The sequence below is a fragment of the Kitasatospora sp. NPDC048715 genome (assembly GCF_043198905.1).
GTDB lineage: Bacteria > Actinomycetota > Actinomycetes > Streptomycetales > Streptomycetaceae > Kitasatospora > Kitasatospora lactacystinica.
On record NZ_JBICVH010000015.1, the window covers coordinates 224,588 to 240,611 of the forward strand.

9 protein-coding genes are annotated in these 16,024 nt (G+C 76.6%); 2 read left to right on the top strand and 7 right to left on the bottom strand.

Translation table 11 applies throughout. The features are described from left to right. Positions 1-101: 101 nt before the first annotated feature. The 4 genes from ACGFSC_RS27415 to ACGFSC_RS27430 form a co-directional block, all read right to left on the bottom strand. Positions 102-1,346: a S8 family serine peptidase gene (locus ACGFSC_RS27415; protein WP_359899419.1), complete on the bottom strand. Its 1,245-nt coding sequence runs from the start codon at positions 1,344-1,346 to the stop codon at positions 102-104. Then, positions 1,343-4,693 carry a right-handed parallel beta-helix repeat-containing protein gene (locus tag ACGFSC_RS27420; protein WP_359899421.1) on the bottom strand — a complete coding sequence of 1,117 codons (3,351 nt, stop codon included), beginning with the start codon at positions 4,691-4,693 and terminating at the stop codon, positions 1,343-1,345. Before ACGFSC_RS27420 ends, ACGFSC_RS27415 begins: the two co-directional genes overlap by 4 nt. A gap of 80 nt (positions 4,694-4,773) precedes the next feature. Beyond that, the gene (locus tag ACGFSC_RS27425) at positions 4,774-6,264 is read right to left on the bottom strand and encodes a hypothetical protein (RefSeq protein WP_359899423.1); all 1,491 of its coding nucleotides are present in this window, start codon (positions 6,262-6,264) and stop codon (positions 4,774-4,776) included. Between the two features lie 92 nt (positions 6,265-6,356). Then, the gene (locus ACGFSC_RS27430; protein ID WP_359899425.1) at positions 6,357-6,794 is read right to left on the bottom strand and encodes a hypothetical protein; all 438 of its coding nucleotides are present in this window, start codon (positions 6,792-6,794) and stop codon (positions 6,357-6,359) included. 142 nt (positions 6,795-6,936) lie between these two features. Here ACGFSC_RS27430 and ACGFSC_RS27435 point away from each other — a divergent pair, with 142 nt between their 5' ends. Then, the gene (locus ACGFSC_RS27435; RefSeq protein WP_359899427.1) at positions 6,937-7,371 is read left to right on the top strand and encodes a DUF4259 domain-containing protein; all 435 of its coding nucleotides are present in this window, start codon (positions 6,937-6,939) and stop codon (positions 7,369-7,371) included. Here the strand turns inward: ACGFSC_RS27435 and ACGFSC_RS27440 are convergent. Both ACGFSC_RS27440 and eccCa read right to left on the bottom strand, forming a co-directional pair. After that, a complete protein-coding gene (locus ACGFSC_RS27440) occupies positions 7,368-9,725 on the bottom strand; it encodes a hypothetical protein (RefSeq protein WP_359899429.1) in 2,358 nt (785 codons plus the stop codon). The two genes, ACGFSC_RS27435 and ACGFSC_RS27440, sit on opposite strands and share 4 nt — an antisense overlap. Continuing rightward, positions 9,725-13,687, bottom strand: a complete 3,963-nt coding sequence (gene eccCa, locus ACGFSC_RS27445; protein ID WP_380355883.1) for a type VII secretion protein EccCa — start codon at positions 13,685-13,687, stop codon at positions 9,725-9,727. Before eccCa ends, ACGFSC_RS27440 begins: the two co-directional genes overlap by 1 nt. 203 nt (positions 13,688-13,890) lie before the next feature. On the opposite strand from eccCa, the gene eccD reads away from it, so the two are divergent. Beyond that, positions 13,891-15,267: a type VII secretion integral membrane protein EccD gene (gene eccD, locus ACGFSC_RS27450; protein WP_359899430.1), complete on the top strand. Its 1,377-nt coding sequence runs from the start codon at positions 13,891-13,893 to the stop codon at positions 15,265-15,267. Between the two features lie 77 nt (positions 15,268-15,344). Here eccD and ACGFSC_RS27455 read toward each other — a convergent pair whose 3' ends face one another. Continuing rightward, positions 15,345-16,007: a type VII secretion system-associated protein gene (locus ACGFSC_RS27455; protein WP_359899432.1), complete on the bottom strand. Its 663-nt coding sequence runs from the start codon at positions 16,005-16,007 to the stop codon at positions 15,345-15,347. Positions 16,008-16,024: the final 17 nt, after the last annotated feature.

The window sequence follows — 16,024 nt, forward strand, 5'->3', positions numbered from 1 at the left end:
TGCCGGGTTCCGGGGAAGCGGCGGGGCGAGCCAATGGCGGGAAAGCACGGGAGCCCAGCGGGAAGTCGACCTCGCCGGCCCCTCCCGTCCCCGCCGACCCGTCAGCTCTCCTCCGCCCGGCCCGGGCGCCAGCCCCGGGCGCGGGCGCGGGGGGCCACCGCGCCCGCCGCCGCGACCAGGGCGACGAGGGCGAGGGAGGACAGCGCGATCAGACCCGCCCGGTGACCGGCGTCGCCGGCGGGCGGGACGGGGGGCATGGTGGGGGCGGCGGCCGCGGTCGGCGGGGCCGGGGCGCCGGGCGCCGCGAGGCGGGTGACGGCGGCGACGGGGTCGACGGTGCCGTGGCCGTACTGGGGGTCGGGGCTGCGGTAGGCGGTGGCTTCCAGGCGCTGGGTCAGCTGGTCGACGGTCAGGTCCGGACGGTAGCCGAGGACGAGGGCGGCGGTGCCGGCCACGAAGGCGGTGGCGAAGCTGGGGCCGGCGCCGGTGTAGTAGCCGCCGGGGGCCGGGCCGGGGCCGGTGACGGCGTCGCCCGGGGCGGCGAGGTCGACGCGGCCGCCGACCGGGACGGCCGAGGGGCCGTCCGGGAGCGCGCCGCCGGGGGCGAGGTCGCGGACGGCGAGCACCTCGGGGTAGGCCGCCGGGTAGACCGCCGGGACGGCTTTGGCGGTTCCGGAGCCGTCGGTCGGGACGGTGTCGGGTGCGGCCGGGGCGACGATCAGCGCGCCCTTGCCGCGCGCCGCGCGGACCGCGGCGGCCAGGGCGTCGGTGCCGTTCGGCAGCGCCACCCCGACCGCGATGACCCGCGCGCCGCGGTCGGCGGCCGCGGTGATGCCCTGGGCCAGCAGGTCCGCCGAGGGGGTTCCGGCGTCGTTGGTGACCGGGACGGCGAGGATCCGGGCGCGCGGCGCGAGGCCGGCGAAGCCCGCGCCCTCGCGCTGGTCGGCGGCGATCAGGCCGGCCAGGAAGGTGCCGTGGCCGACGCAGTCCTGGGCGGGGTCGGGGCCGCCGGGCAGCTGGGCCAGGTCGAGCCGGCCGGCCAGCAGGCCGCTGCCGTCCTTGACCCCGGAGCCGAGGACGGCGACGGTGACGCCCTCGCCGCGGCTGAGCGGCCAGACCCGGTCGGGCCGCAGGAAGGTCTGCGGCCAGGGGGTGAGCTGGGTGCCCTTGGTCGACGGCGGCAGGCAGCCGGCCGACCGGCCGCTCGCGTCGCGACGCTGCTGGCTGACGCCGGGCAGGGCGTCGGGGCCGGCGGGCGTGTCGGCGGCGGCCGGGCCCGCCACGGGCAGCAGCAGCCCGGCCAGGAGCGGCGCGGCCACCGCCCGGGCCAGGGGCGCCCGCTTCATGCGAGGCTGCCGATCCGCTCGGCCGGGATGTCCTGCGGCAGCAGCAGGCTGAGCTCGTCGAGGTCCGCGATGTCCAGCCGGGACAGCCGGCCCGCCTGCCGGGTGATCATCGCCTCCAGCACCTGCCGGGCGAACCGCCCGTTGCCGAAGGAGCGGTCGCGCGGGACGGCCGCGAACAGCGTGCCGAGCGCGGCCAGGGTCTCCGGGGTGCAGGTGTAGCCGGCGGCCTCGGCCTGCACCCGGACGATGGTGACGAGTTCGTCGTCCGCGTAGTGGTCGAAGGTGATCTCCCGGGAGAACCGGGAGGCCAGGCCGGGGTTGGAGGCGAGGAAGCCGCGCATCTCCTCCTGGTATCCGGCCACGATCACCACGACCTCGTCGCGGTGGTCCTCCATCAGCTTCATCAGGGTGTCGACGGCCTCCTGCCCGAAGTCCCCTCCGGAGCCGTTGCGGGGCGTCAGGGTGTACGCCTCGTCGATGAACAGCACGCCGCCGCGGGCGCGTTCGAAGGCGTCCCGGGTGAGCTGGGCGGTGTGGCCGATGTAGCGGCCGACCAGGTCGGCGCGGGCGGTCTCGATCAGCTGGCCCGAGGGCAGCACGTCGAGCTCGGCGAGGAGTTCGCCGTACAGCCGGGCGACGGTGGTCTTGCCGGTGCCGGGCGGGCCCGAGAACACCAGGTGGTGGCTGATGGTGGCGGCGGGCAGCCCGGCCTCGACCCGGCGCCGGGTCTGCCGGGTCAGGTTGACCAGGTCCTCGACCTGCTCCTTGGCGGCGGCGAGGCCGACCATGGCGCGCAGCCGGTCGAGCAGGCCGGGTTCGTCGGCCTTCGCCTCGTCGGCGGCGGCCTGCTCGCCCACGTCGGCGGGCAGCAGCCGGGTGAGCGCCTCGTTGTCGAAGTGCTCCAGTTCGGCGAGCCTGGAGGCCTGCCGGTCGACCATCTCCTCGAACACCTTGCGGGCGGCCCGGCCGTTGCCGAAGTCGGCGCCCTTGGGCATCCGGTCGAAGTGCGCGGCGAGCGCCTCCCGGGTGCCCTCGACGAGTTCGTACCCGTGCCCGGCGGCGGCGTGCTCGACGATCGTGGTGAGCTCCTCGTCGCTGTAGTTCCGGAACTCGACGGTGCGGCTGAACCGGGAGGCCAGGCCCGGGTTCGAGGCCAGGAACTCGCGGATCTCGGCCTCGTACCCGGCGACGATCACCACCAGGTCGTCGCGGTGGTCCTCCATCAGCTTGACCAGGGTGTCGATGGCCTCGCGGCCGAAGTCCGGTCCGGTGCCGCCGGAGCCCGCCGACAGGGTGTACGCCTCGTCGATGAACAGCACCCCGCCGAGCGCCTCCTTGACCACCTCGGTGGTCTTCAGGGCCGTCCCGCCGATGATCGAGGCGACCAGGTCGGCCCGGGCGACCTCGACCAGGTGGCCGCTGCGCAGCACGCCGAGCTCGGCGAGGATCGCGCCGTAGAGCCGGGCGACGGTGGTCTTGCCGGTGCCGGGCGGGCCGGCGAAGACGAGGTGCCGGCTCATCGGCAGGGCGGGCAGCCCGGCCTGCTCCCGGCGCCGGGCCAGCTTGTTGAGGTTGACCAGGGTGGCGACCTGCTCCTTGACGCCCTGCAGCCCGACCAGGGTCTGGAGGACGGCCTGCGGGCCCTGCGGTGCGGCCGGCGCGGGAGCCGCGGCGCCCTCGGCCGGGGCGTCCGACCCGTCGGCGGCGGGGGCCTCGCCGGGCTCGGTGGTGGCGACGGCCGCCGCGCCGTGGGCGTCCGGAGAGCGGTTGTCCCGGCTGTCGAGGTTCTCCACGGCGAGGCGGTCGGTCGGCTCGGTCTGCCGCAGCCCGGCGCCCTGGTTCTCGGCGGCCACGCAGTCGGTGAGCCGCACGGGCTCCACGGAGTCGGAGCGCAGCCCGTCCACGGTGTTGTCGCTGAGCTGGCAGGCGGTCAGGGTGGCGCGGGCGCCGGACCGCAGGTGCAGCCCGTGCCGCCGGTTGGTCCGCAGCCGGGTGCGGGTGGCGGTCAGGTCGCCGCCGTGCTCGACCTCGGCGCCGTCCAGGGCGTTGTCGGCGGACTCGACGTCGCGCAGGGTGGCGATGCCCTCGGCGCCGACCGAGATCCCGCAGGACCCGCTGCCGCGCACCAGGCTGCCGCCGAGGTAGGTGTTGGCGCCGTCGGCGATCCGCACCCCGTGCCCACCGGCGTCGACGACGGTGACGTCCTCCAGCCGGCCGCGCCCGTCGCGCAGCGCCTCGATGCCGTGGCCGCCGGCGGCGGTGACGGTGCTGCGGCGCAGCAGCGGGTTGGCGCCGTCGCGCACCACGATGCCGACGCCGGCCGCGTCCCGGACCTCCAGGCGGTCGAACTCGGCGGCGCTCTCCCCGGTGAGTTCGACGCCGTCCGTCCCGGCGTCGCGCACCACCGCCCGCACCAGGCTGGGCCCGGCCGACTCGCCGACGTGGATGCCGGCCAGGGCGGGGGCGGTGACCTCGCAGTCCTCCAGGGTGCCCCGGGCCCGGCCGGCGATGTGCAGGCCGTGGCCCTGGGGGCGGACGGCGCGGCAGCGGCGCAGCAGCGGGTCGGTGCCGTTGGTGAGGACGTAGCCGTGGGCGCGCACGGCGGTGACGGTGCAGTCCTCCAGCACGACCCGGGCGGTGGAGCCGATGAAGACGCCGAGCGCGCTGTCCCGGATCTCGGTGCGCAGCAGCCGGGTGGTGCTCTGCTCCTCCAGGGCGACGGCGGGCTTGTCGGTGGCGGAGATCTCGCAGTCCTCGACGAGGCCGCGCGCCTCGCCGTTGGCGCACAGGCCGTTGCCGCGCGCGTCGCGCAGCACGCAGCGCCGGACGGTCGGGTTGGCCCGCTCGCCGATGACCACGGCCGAGGTGCCCAGGTGCTCGATGACGCTGTCCTCGATCACGCTGGTGCCGGTGGAGGTCTCCACCAGCCCGGCTCCGGCCGGGTTGGTCACCCGGCTGCCGCGCATGGCGAGTTCGCCCTGCTGGCGGGTGAGCACGGCGGTCCACGCGTTGCCGATCACCTCGCAGTCCTGCATGGCCAGTTGGCCGCGCGGGACGTCGACGGCGGGCAGGTCGTCGTCCTGCCCCTGGAGCACCAGGCCGGTGAGCTGGACGGCCTCGGTGAGCACCTGGACCACCGAACCGCGGCGGGGACTGATCCGCACGCTGCCCCGGACGTCCTCGGCGGTGATGCTCACCACCTTGGTGAGCACCAGGTTCTCGTCGTACCGGCCGGGGCGGACCGAGATCACCGCGCCGCTGCGGGCAGCCTGGAGGGCTTCGCCGATCGTGCGGTAGGAGCCGGGCTCCCGCTGCTCCGCACAGACCGTCAGCACCGGGCGCGACATGCCTGGGGTTCCCTTCGTCGTGGGGCGTTGTTGTTCGGGTTGTTCGGGTTGGTCTGGTGGTTCAGGGGGTTCGGGCGGGGTCAGGCCGTACAGGTGGCGCGGACGGCGGCGGCGGCGTGGTGGGCGAACGTCTCGGTGCTGCCCGACCAGTCCAGGCCGCGGCTGTGCAGCGTCAACGAGATCGGGCCGCGGTAGGAGAACGGGCCCTGGTTCACCCAACTTCCCCGGCTGGCCGTCTGGTTGATGGAGAACGAGCCGATCTGGCCGCCACCGCTCTGCACCGTGTAGAGGCTGGGGTTGCCGCCGACCTGCTTCACGTCGCCGCTGGCCGGGATGTAGACGGACAGGGTGCAGCTGCTGACCTTGTCCACGGTGAAGGTCCAGACCACCGAGTTGCTGTTGTCGTCCTTGTTCGCGTCGCCGGACATCGGCATCGAGGCGTACGTGCCGTTGCAGCCGTCGCCGCCGTAGCCGCCCGAGTTGTTGCGCCAGCCCTTGGTGCCCTGGTCGTACCAGCCGTTGGTCTTGTACTGGCCGCCGCCCGAGCAGTACGGGCCGGCGATCACGGTGACCGGTGCCGGCGGCTTGGCGGCGGCCGGCGGCGGCGCGGGCTGCTGGGCCGCCGGTGGCGGCGCGGCCGGCGGGTTCGCCGGGGGCTGGTTGGGGGCCGGGTTGGCCGCGCCGCCGCCACCCGTGCCGCCGGAGGCCGAGCCGCCCGAGGCGGCCGCCGCACCGCCCTGGGAGCGGTCCGTCCCGCCGCCCGGGGCGGGGTTGGCCGCGCCGCCGCCGGGACGGGCGGCCGTACCGGCACCGCCGGCACCGTTGGGGACGACGGCGCCGTTGGGAGCCGAGGCCGCCTGGTCGCCCGGCGAGGGTGCGGCCGAACCGTCGGGCAGCGGGACCACCGCACCCGGCTGCCCGTCCGGCGGGGCGCCCCCGCCGGTGCCGCCGTGCTCGTCGAAGCCGGGGACGTAACCGTTGCCGCCGTCCCCGCCGCCCTGCCCGTAGCCGGGCGGGACGTCGGCCTGGGCCGGCCCGTGCTTGGGGTCGTTGCCGCCCAGCTGGGTGACCACCACGGAGGTGCCGACCAGCACCAGGCCGACGGCGACGGCCGCGGCGATCATCGGCCGGGAGACCCGGCCGGGGCGCGGCCCCGGGTCCGTGGCGCCGTCACCGGCCGGCTCGGCGGACGCGACGGCGGCGAGTGCCACCGCCTCGGGCGCCCCGGGGGCGGTCGAGGCCGCGACGGGGGACGGCAGCGGCGCCGGCCCGATACCCGTCGGCGCCGCGGACTCGGGCTCCGCCTCGGCCTCGGCCTCGGGCTTCGATCCGGCCTCGGGCTTCGGTCCGGTCCGTGCCCCGCCCGTCGCGGCGCCCGCGGCACCCGCACCGGCACCGGCAGCCGCAGCCGACGGCGCCGGGAGCACCGCCGTCGCGGCGCTCGCGGGCTCCTGCGCCGGCTCCGCCCGCTCCCCGGGGTCCGCCTCGGCCGCCAACGCCCAGTTCACCGCCGGGAGCTGGAAGCCGCCCGCCCTCCGCTCCGGCTCGCCGCGCTGCTCCTCGCCCACCATGCATCCCCTGCGTTCGACGACACTCCTGTGGGGAGCTACGGCCCGCGTGGCCGAACCGGTTCAGCCGGACCGGTTCGGCCGGCCGGCGCGCTTCAGGTCCCGACCGTCCAGACCGGCTCCGCGGCCGACTCCGGCGGGGACAGCACGAAGGACACCGCCTGTTCCAGCACCGCCGCCGAGGGCTGCGTCCACGGCTCGTCGAGCTGCTCGCGCACGTGGGCGAGCAGCTCGGGGTCGGGCGCCAGCCCGTACTCCTCCAGGTAGTACGTCACGGTGTCGGTCCAGATCCACCGGCCGTCGGTGCGGAAGCCCATCGGCACGACGCCGCGCCGCCCCGGGTCGACCACGTCGTCCATCAGCATCGGCGTCAGCAGCACCGTCGCCCCGGCCCGCAGGTACCGGGCGACGGCCTCGCGATCCGCGCCCGCCGCCAGCCGCGGCCGGTCCGGTGCGAACCCGGGCCCGGTCACCGGATCCACCGCGTCGAACACCGCCGCCAGCCGGAACCCGCCGTTCACCGTCTCGCCCATCCCCGTACTCCTCCTGCCGATCACCACAGCCCTACGTTCCGTCCGACGGCCGACCGGCGGCCCGGGGTTCACCGGGGCACGCGAGGCCGCCGCTGTCGGTGCCCTCTGCGAGGATCACCGCACAGTGACACGAGGAGGCGCCATGGGCACCTGGGGCATCGGCCCGTTCGAGAACGACACGGCCGCGGACTTCGCCGACGCCCTGGACGAGACCGCCGAGGACGCACGGGAAGCCCTGGTCCGCACGGCGCTGATCCGCACCGTCCGGACCCGGGACCACCTGGAGTACCGCGAGGGAACGGAGGCCGTCGCCGCCGCGGCCCTCATCGCCGCCCGGTGCCCGGGCGACGGACCGGTCACCACGAGCTACTGGCCCGACCGGGCGCTTCCCGTCCTCGCCACCGACCTGCGGCCGCTCGCCGTCGAGGCACTCGACCGCGTGGTCGCCCGGGCGTCCGAGCTCGCCGAGCTCTGGGACGAGGCGCCCGACGGCACGAAGTGGCGCCAGGCCGTCAGGCGCCTGCGCGCCGTGCTCGCACCCGATCCCGAGCCGCAGGACGCGCTGTTCGACCTCTAGGCGGCGCCCAGGTCCAGGGCGTAGCGGGAGGGGTCGGCGGGGCGGACGCGGTCGGCGGGGGCGACGGCGTCGCGGCGGGCGAGCCAGGTGCGCAGCCGGTCCGGGCCCGGGCGGACGCCGCCGATCTCGTGGAGCAGCACCCGGGCCGGACGGCCCTCCTCCGGGGCGGCCGGCTCGACCTCGACCACCTCGAACTCCGTGCCCGGGGCGAAGATCACCGTCGGCTGGTCGCCCGGACCGCCGAAGGCCGAGCTGCGGCGGCCGCTGACGGACCAGATGGCGAACTCGATCCCGATGTCCTCCCCCAGATCCGCTCCGGGCGCCGCCAGACCGGTCACCGGGGCCCGCTCGGTCAGCACCGCGCCCGGGGCGTACCCGGCGAGGTCGCAGTCCTGCGCCGGGCCCGCGACCAGCACACCGCCGTAGTGGCTGGGCAGCCGCCGCAGGCCCGCGGCCAGGCAGCGCAGGTACGGGCCGTAGGGGCCGGGCGCGCCGGACCGGGCCGCCGCGAGGAGTTCGGCGCGCGGGGCCAGCGGGCCGCAGTCGCCGTGCTGCAGCAGGACGGCGACCAGTTCGGGGCCCTGCTCGCCCTCCTCCGCCCGGGCGCGCAGGGCGGGCAGCCGGGAGGCGACGTCCTCGGCCCGCCGCGCCAGGCGCTGGTAGGCGGGGCCGAGCCGGGCGGCCAGGGCCGCGCCGTCCTCGGCGGGGGTGGCGGGCCCCGCCGAGGACGGCGCGGGCGGGGGCGTCACGGGCGCCACCGGTGTCACGGGTTCGGGGACCGGGTCGGGCTCGGGCTCGGGGACCGGGTCGGGCTCGGGCTCGGGCTCGCGGACCGGCTCGGGCTCGGGAGCCGGACCGGCCTCGGGGGCCGGGGCTTCGGGGGCCGCCTCGGGCTCCTCGCCGATCGCCTCAGGGAGCAATATTGTTCCTTCGCTGATTTCCCCCGGGGTCTCCGCCACGAAGGCCCCGCCCGAGGTCGACACCCTGGCGGCGGGCTCCGGCACCGTCACCGGTTCGGGTTCGGGATCGGGCACGGCCACCGGCGCAGGCTCCGGCTCCGGCTCCGGCTCCACCGCAGCCTCGGCCTCGACCTCGACCCGGGGCCACGGCTCCACCGCCGCACCCGCCGCCACCGACTCCGCCCCGATCCAGTCCAGCCCGTACAGCCGCGCGCAGAACCGCCCCACCGCCGCCGACTCCACGTCCAGCATCCCCGCCACCGCGAGCCCGAGCCGCGCCGCCCCGGTCGGGAGCGAGCCCAGCAGCGCACCGAGGTGGTCCCAGACCGTCTCCGGCACCGGCCGGCCCGGCGTGCCGACGACCAGCACCGGCCGCGCCGGGTCCGGCCGGCGCAGCCGGGGGCCGCGGTCCGCGGCGGCGGCCGGGCGCAGCCACAGTCCGGCCGCCACCGCCTCCAGCTCCCAGCCGGGGAAGGCCGGGTAGCGGGCCGTCCCGGGGGCCGGGGGCAGGTCGGGGCGGGTGCGCCAGCCGACGGCGGTGACGGTGCGTTCGCTCGGGCGGGCGACCAGCTCGGTGAGGTACGGTTCCCAGCCCTCGCCGCCGTCCGCCGCCACGTGGACGGTCCGCACGTCGGGCCCGGCGGCCCCCGTCGCACTCACCGGCACGCCGATCGCCGCCCGCACCTCCTGCCCGAGCGAGGCCGCCAACACCGCCGCCAGTTCGATGAGTTCGACCGGTGCGGCCCACGGCGCGCTCAGCACGAGGTGTTCCGCCCGTCCGGCCGTCTCCTGCAGCAGCACCGCCGCGTTGGCCAGTTGGGCACCGCTGGGCAGCGGCCCGGTCGGTTCGCCGATGATCAGCAGCAGCCCGTCCCGCGGTGCGGCGGCCCGCTCCAGCACGGCGGGCCGGGCGGGCCCCACCCCCGCCTCGGTGACCCAGAACGCCCCGCCGGCCAGCGGGGTGATGGTCGCGGCGGCGGGCCAGCGGCCGCCGAGCGGTTCCGCTCCCCCGCCGGGCCGGCAGCGCCACCAGGTCCCGTTCACGGCCGGCAGGGTGCCGTCCGGCTCGACGCTGACCACCGCGTCCGGCGCGACGACGGTCAACCCGCAGCGCCTGGCGAGCAGTTCGGCGGGCCGGCGGCCGTCCGGGCCGAGTGCCGCCAGCCCGGAGGCGGCCAGCACCAGCACGTCGGCGTCGCGTTCGCGCGCGGCCCGGGCGAGGTCGTCCAGCGAGGCCAGCAACACGGGCGCCGCGTCCTCGGCGGCGGCGAGCAGCAGCAGGGCCCGCGGCTCGGCCCGTACCGGCGCCAGTGCCTCGGCCAGGCCGTCCGCCTCCGCGCCGGGCGGTGCGATCACGTAGTGCGGGCCGAGCGCCCGCAGCGTCGAGGCGCCCATCACTCCTCCTCCGCCAGCTGCCCGGTCTGCACCTGCACGGTCCGCCGCCGGGTGATGTACAGGCCGCGGCCGGCCGGGAACTGGCGGGGCTTGAGGTTGCCGAACAGGTAGCCCTCGGAGGGCGGGCAGGACATCAGCAGGGTGGGCGAGTTGACCTCCTGGAGCTTGCGGATCAGCGGGTCGCCCAGCGACCGCCCGATGCCGTTGGCGCCGCGCGCGACGACCACGTGGAGGCCGATCTCGGTGCCCTGGGCGAGGTCCTCCAGCAGCACGTTGAAGGGGTGGCCGCCGCTGCCCGAGCCGACCAGGTCGTAGTCGTCGACGAGGATGAACAGCTCGGGGCCGGTCCACCAGTCGCGCAGCCTGAGCCGGGCGGGGGTGATGTCGGCGGGCGGGACGCGGTTCTTCATCGCCCGGGACGCGCCGTCCACGATCTGGCGGAGCTTGTCGACGGCCACCGCGTAGCCGAGCCGGTACTCCTCCGGCACCGCGTCGTACAGGCCGCGCCGGTAGTCGACCAGCATGATCCTGGCCTCGGCCGGGGTGTAGGCGGTGGTGATGGCCTTGATCATCAGCCGCAGCAGGTTGGTCTTGCCGGATTCGCTGTCGCCGACCACCAGCAGGTGCGGGTTCTCCTCGAAGTCGTGCCACAGCGGCGAGACCTCGGTCTCCTCCAGGCCGATCGGCACCCGCAGCCGGCCCTCGGGGGCGGGCAGCCGCTCGGCGTCCAGGACGAGCGGCAGCATCCGCACCTCGGGGGCGCGCGGCCCGGTCCAGTGCGCGGCGACGGCGTCGACCAGGTCGGCGACGCCCTCGCCGAGGTCGTCGGTGTTCCCGGAGCCGTCGATCCTGGGCAGTGCGGAGAGGAAGTGCAGCTGCTCGTCGGTGAGGCCGCGGCCGGGCAGCTTGGGCACCTTGGCGGCGGCCCGCATGTTGATCATCGAGTCGACGGAGTCGCCGAGCCGCAGCTCGAAGCGGGTCTGCAGCTGGTCGCGCAGACCGCCGGTGATCTCGCCCCAGCGGGTGGTGCCGACGACCAGGTGGACGCCGTAGTTGAGGCCGCGCTGGGACATCAGGGTGAGCGGCTGGACGAGGTCGTTGAACTCCTGGCGCAGGGTGTTCCAGCCGTCGACCACCAGGAAGACGTCGCCGTGCGTCTCGTCGGGCAGCTCGCCCGCGGCCCGCCGGCGGCGGAAGGACGCGACGGAGTCGATGCCGAGCTCGGCGAAGTACTTCTCCCGGCGGGTGATGATCCCGTTGACCTCGGCCACGGTCCGCAGCACCCGCTCGCCGTCGTGCCGGCCGGTGACTCCGCCGACGTGCGGCAGGCCGCGCAGCGCGGAGAGCGTGCCGCCGCCGAAGTCCAGGCAGTAGAACTGGACCTCGCGCGGGGTGTGGGTGAGTGCGAGCCCGGTGATCAGGGTGCGCAGCAGGGTGCTCTTGCCGCTCTGCGGGGCGCCGGCGATGCCGACGTGGCCGCCGGCGCCGGAGAGGTCGGCGGTGAGCAGGTCGCGCAGCTGGTGGAAGGGGCGGTCGACCACGCCGACCGGCAGGCCGAGGGTGCCGTGCCGGGCCCGGTCCTCGGTGGTGAGGCCGCGCTCGGGGTGCGGTACGAGCGGCGGCAGCAGTTCGTCGAGGGTGGGCGGGACGTCCAGCGGCGGCAGCCAGACCCGGTGGGCGGGCGGCCCGGCGTCGCGGAGCCGGCCGGACGCGATCTCCAGCAGCGAGCCGGCCGAGACCTGCTCCTCCTCTGTCTCGGCCGCCGCCACCGGCAGCTGCCGGGGCATCACGTACTCGGTGCCGTAGGCGACGACCTGTCCGGCGATGGCGGCCTGCTGGGCGGCACGGCGCTTGGGGCGGTACGGGCCGGAGACGTACGCGGCCTTGAACCGGGTGAGGGTGGAGATGTCGCTGCGCAGGAAGCCGTTGCCGGGCTGGGAGGGCAGCTGGTAGGCGTCCGGGACGCCCAGCACGCCGCGGCTCTCCATCGCCGAGAAGGTGCGCAGGCCGATCCGGTAGGACAGGTGGGACTCCAGGGCGCTCATCCGGCCCTCGTCGAGCCGCTGCGAGGCCAGCAGCAGGTGCACGCCGAGCGAGCGGCCGAGCCGGCCGATCATCACGAACAGCTCCATGAAGTCCCGGTGCGCGGACAGCAGTTCGCTGAACTCGTCGACCACCACGAACAGCGTGGGCAGCGGCCGCAGCGCGGTGCCGGCGGCGCGCGCGGTCTCGTAGTCCAGCAGCGAGGCGTACCCGGCCTCGCGCAGCACCTCCTGGCGGCGGACGAGTTCGCCGTGCAGGGCGTCGCGCATCCGGTCGACCAGGGCGGCCTCGTCGGCGAGGTTGGTGATCACGGCGGAGGTGTGCGGCAGGGTGTCCAGGCCGAGGAAGGTCGCACCGCCCTTGAAGTCGACCAGGACGAAGTTGAGCACCTCGGAGGAGTGGGTGACGGCGAGCGCCAGCACCAGGGTGCGCAGCAGCTCGGACTTGCCGGAGCCGGTGGCGCCGATCAGCATGCCGTGCGGGCCCATGCCGCCCTGGGCGGACTCCTTGAGGTCCAGGTCGACGGGCCGGCCGTCCGGGCCGAGGCCGAGCGGGACGCGCAGCCGCTGCGGGATGCCGCGCTGCGCCCAGAGGGCCTCGACGTCGTGGGCGTGCAGGTCGGGGATGCCGAGCAGGGCGGTGAGGTCGAAGTCGGTGGCGAGCGGTTCGGCGGCGTCGACGCCGTCGGCGATCCGGTAGCGGGCGAGCCGGGCGGCGAGGCGGGTCGCCGCGGGCAGGGGGAGCCCGTCGGGGCGGCCGAGGTCGGTGACGACGTCCTTGCGGTTGCGGTCGGCGCCGACCATGGTGAGCCGGCCGTCCTCGATCCGCAGCCGCAGGGTGGTGCGGGCCGGGCGCCACTCCAGGGAGTCGGCGAGGTCGATCAGGACGGCGTTGCGGTAACCGGCCAGCGCGGCGCGGCTGCCGGAGTGGGCGCCGGGGCCGTCCAGGACCAGGACGGTGAACGGCTCGTCCCGGGCCGGTACGGCGTCCGGCTCGAAGCCGGGACGGCCGGTGAACTCCTCGCCGAGCAGCTGCTCGACCTCGCCGAGGCTGCCGGCGACCAGCCGGACCGGGCCCGCGCCGTCGGTGTCGGTCGGGTGCAGGGCGTGCGGCAGCCACTTGGCCCACTCCCACTCGGCCCGCCGCTCGGGGTCGGTGACGACGGCGATGCACAGCTCGTCCGGGCCGTGCACCACGGCGAGCTGGGCCAGCACCGCCCGCACCAGCGAGCGGGCGGCCTCGGGGTCGTCGGAGCGCAGCAGCAGGTGGGCGAAGCCGCGCAGGTGGATCGCCATCGGCTGGTCGGCGAGCGTGCCGTAGGCGTGGATGAAGCGGCGCAGCGCGTGGGCGCAGAGCGGCTCCAGGTCCTCCACCGGCTTGGTGGCCAGCGGAGCGAGCGGGGTCGCCAGGCGTTGGGCGCCGAGCGCGATCCGGACGTCGCTGAAGTCGGGGTGGGAGGCCCGTCGCTCCCACAGCCGGGTGGTGCCGACCAGCGAGCCCAGTTCGGACGGTGCCGGGTGCCGCCAGGCCAGGGCCTTGCGCTGGGCGTCGATCGAGCGGCGCACCTGACGGCGCATCTGGGAGAGGTAGCGCAGGTAGTCGCGGCGTTCGGCGCGCAGCTGCTGCTTGCGGTCGCTGGAGCCGCGGATCAGCTGGGTGACCAGCATCCCGACGGCGGACAGCGCCATCATGCCCATCGCGACGTAGCTGAGCATGCCGCCGCTGCCCTCGCCGCCGCCCGGGTGCAGGAACATGAACACCATCGACAGCGAGCCGAGCGCCATCGGCGCCATGCTGATCACGCTGGCCATGCCGCTCTGCTTCTCCGGCAGACCCGGCGGTTCCTGGAGCTGGATCTCGCCGTCCGGCATCTCGGGCCCCGGACGCCGGGGCGTCCGGTTGATCAGCTCCACGCTCACTCAGGGCTCCTTCTCACCACGGCCGTTCCCTCTGGGTGACGGACGGCGCGGCACCGGAGGTTCAGCGGTGCGGGGTTCGGCCGCGGCACACCGGTTGAACGCAGCACGCCGGGCAGGCCGTTCATCCGGGCGGAGAGGCGGACCACCGCCCAGCGAACCGGAGGACCGGCGTGAGCAGCAGTGTCGTGGCAGGACTGTGCCGATTGAGGTTCCATGCGCCGGGGACGGCCTTCGAGCTGGCCGTCCCCGCCGATGTGCCCCTGGCCGACCTGCTGCCCGCCGTCCTCGGGCACGCCGGGCCCGGGCTCGCCGAGGAGGGCCTGGAGCACGGCGGCTGGGTGCTCCAGCGGCTCGGCGAGGAGCCGCTGGACGAGGAGCGCACCGCCGAGGCGCTCGGCCTGCACGACGGCGACGCCCTGTACCTGCGGGCCCGCCACGAGGCCCTGCCGGAGGTGCACTTCGACGATCTGGTGGACGGCGTCGCCACCGGCATGAACGAGCGCGGCGACACCTGGCGCCCGGCCCTCACCCGGGTCCTCTCGCTGGCCCTGGCGCTGACGGCGCTGGCGGCCGGCTGGGTGCTGCTCGCCCTGTCCGGCCCGGCCGCCCCGCGCGAGGCCGCCGCCGCGGCGGTCGCCGTCCTGCTGCTGCTCGGCGCGGCCAGCGCCTCCCGGGCGATGGCCGACGCGGGCGCGGGCGCCGCGCTGGGCGCCGCCGCCGTCCCGTACCTGGCGCTCGCCGCGCTGCTGCTGCCGAACGGGCCGGGCGGGTCCGGCGGGGGCGGCGGGGGCGGCGGGGGCGAGCTGCTCGGTGCCCGGATCCTGGCGGCCTCCTCGGCCGGGGCCGGGGCGGCGGTGCTGGCCCTGGCAGCGGTGGGGGCGGCGGCGCCGCTGTTCCTCGGGGTGGCGCTGGTCGCGCTGCTCGGGGTGCTGTCGGGGGTGCTGGTGCTGGCCGGGATGACGCTCGCCCAGCTGGTGGCGGTGGTCGGGGTGGTGGCCGTGCTGGTCGGCGCCTTCGTGCCCTCGCTGGCGTTCCGGCTGTCCGGGCTGCGGCTGCCGATGCTGCCGCGCAACGCGGACGAGCTCCAGGAGAACATCGAGCCGGTCCCGGCCGCCGCCGTGCTGCCCCGCGCCCTGGTCGCCGACGACTACCTGATGGCCCTGCACACCGCGATCGGCGCCGTCTGCGCCGTCTGCCTGACCGTGCTGCCCTTCGCCGACGGCTGGGCCGGCCCGGCCGAGGCCGGCGCGCTGAGCCTGCTGCTCCTGCTGCACGGACGGGCCGTCGGCAGCATCCGCCAGCGCCTGGCCGTCCTGCTGCCCGGTGTCCTCGGCGGCCTGGTGCTGCTCACCCGCGCCGCCGCCGGCGCCTCCACCACCGACCGGCTGCTCCTGCTCGCGGTCCTGCTGACGCTGACGGCCGCCCTCCTCGTCGCCGCCTGGACCGTGCCGGGCCGCCGTCTGCTGCCCTACTGGGGCCGCCTCGCGGACGTCCTGCACACCCTGTGCGCGCTGGCCCTGCTGCCGCTGGCGCTCCAGGCCTGCGGGGTCTACCACACCCTGCGCGGCCTGGCCGGCTGAGCCGGGCGGGGATCCGCGGGCCCGTCACCGTCCCCCGGTGGCGGGCCCTTCCGCTGCCCGGCCCGGTGCGGGCCGGCTCAGCCGAACGGGCGGAGCGGGCCGCCCCGGTCGCCGGCCCGCTCCCGGGCGTCGAGGGCCGCCCACAGGGGGCCGGGCTCCAGCCTCATCGCGGCCGGGGCTCCCGGGTTGACGACGATCCCGAGGCCGGGGGGCAGCCGTTCGAGCAGCGTGCCGGGGCCGACCACCGCGTGCCCGGGGCTTCCCGCGGCCTCCAGCCAGGAGCGCGCGGAGAACACGACCACGGCCGGTTCGCCGTCCGGGAGTCCGAAGCCGCCGACGGTGCCGAACTCGTCCAGCAGTACGGCGACCCGGGCCGAGGCGAGCGCGCGGTAGACGTCGTCGCCCGGCCCGTACCCGGTCGCGGCCAGCTGGACGGCGGCGTCGACCGGGTCGGTCGGTGCGGGCCACTCGCGTGCCAGCGGCGACGGGCGGTACTCCGCGTTCGGCGCGAACTCCTCGACGGAGCCGTCCTCGCCCGCACGCCACCGGCCGATCACCGCCCAGTCCGGTGGCTGCCCCTCGCCCTGCCAGTTCGGGTCGACCAGCCCGATCCACTGCCCCGGCGCGGCCCGGGCGGCGGCCAGGATCCGCTCGGGCACCGGCGCCATGTCGGGTGGCGCCGTGCCGGGTGGCGGCGTGGCGGCCGTCGGTTCGTCGTGGCCCTGTCCGGGAGCGGTCATCGCGGTCCTCGCTGTCT